This window comes from Bradyrhizobium sp. MI1.3, from assembly GCF_055811695.1.
Map to the genome: position 1 here is coordinate 1 of NZ_JBVVPQ010000209.1, position 1,096 is coordinate 1,096.

1 protein-coding gene and 2 pseudogenes are annotated in these 1,096 nt (G+C 62.5%); all 3 read right to left on the reverse strand.

The annotated features are described in order from the left end of the window. A pseudogene (locus AC0L3A_RS40655) lies at positions 1-206 on the reverse strand (IncP-type conjugal transfer protein TrbI); the annotation flags it as partial. Positions 207-218: 12 nt separating this feature from the next. Further along, a pseudogene (gene trbH, locus AC0L3A_RS40660) lies at positions 219-669 on the reverse strand (conjugal transfer protein TrbH). A 2-nt stretch (positions 670-671) separates the two neighbouring features. Continuing rightward, the coding region (locus AC0L3A_RS40665) for a TrbG/VirB9 family P-type conjugative transfer protein (protein WP_473256573.1) at positions 672-1,096 on the reverse strand (425 nt) is incomplete at its 5' end.

Here is a 1,096-nt window from a genome sequence, read left to right on the forward strand (position 1 = left end):
GCGTAGGTCGATGCCGGATTGGATGATGCGTTGTCGATGCCGGCCTCGCGACGAAAATACAGTCCGCGCGAGGTCAGGCCATAGGAGATGACGGCGAAGAATACGATCACCAGCGAGATGGCAACCATGATCGGCAGCCGGTTGAGGCGCCGGATGCCTCTGCCGGCCTCTGCCTCTGGACTGCCGAGCTTCAGCGATTGCACCATGACTGCACTCCCCTAACCGCGCTGCATGACGGAGAGAGGGCTGGTCGGCGATGCGCCGGCAGCTGTCGCGGCATAGGCGGCCGAGCTCGATATTGCCCGTCGATAAGCGCGCCAGGATCTGACCATTGTAGGAATCGATCACATAGGCGAGTGGAATGGTCTTCTCCTCACCGGCCTTCTGATCGGTGGCCACCGCATATCCCGAGCTCCGGAGCGAGGTCTCCAGCGCCTGGCCGAAGGGCGAGCCGTCGGCTTTCAGGATGATCGTGCCAGCGCCGGGCCCGACCTGCTCGGCGAATTTCGTCACCAGGTCGCCGGCGATCGCCGAAGCCGCCGGGCCGGACAGATCTGATGGCGCCGAGCTCGCCACCAGGGCGCGGCCGCCGAACGACGCGCAGCCGGCGAGCGGGAGACTGAGCATCAAGAAAAGGATAAGCCGAGGCATCGAGGAGACCTGCCGCATGATCAGCCTCCCCTCCGTATCGTCACTTTGTCTTGGTTCCAGAAGCCAACGCCGGAGACCAGAATGGCGGTGTCGATCTGATAGTCGACCACCATCATGTCGCCCTTCAGCCGGTAGTTGACGATGCGATTCTCGCCACCCGAGACGACGAACAGGACTGGTGCATCCTGGCCCGATAGCGACGATGGAAACTGGATGTAGGTCTTCACGCCATCGCTGTAGACACGTGTCGGCCGCCAGGACGCACTGCCGCTTATGCTGTAGCCGAAGTTCAACTGCTCGGCAGGAACGCCAGCGCCCGGAATTGCCTCGCTGCCAATACGCGCGTTGACGTCCGCCAGCCGGCTGCCGACTGCTTCTGGGTATTCGAAGCCGACCCGTGCCATATATTGGCTTGCATTCGACTTGAGCTGGATGTGATAGGTCC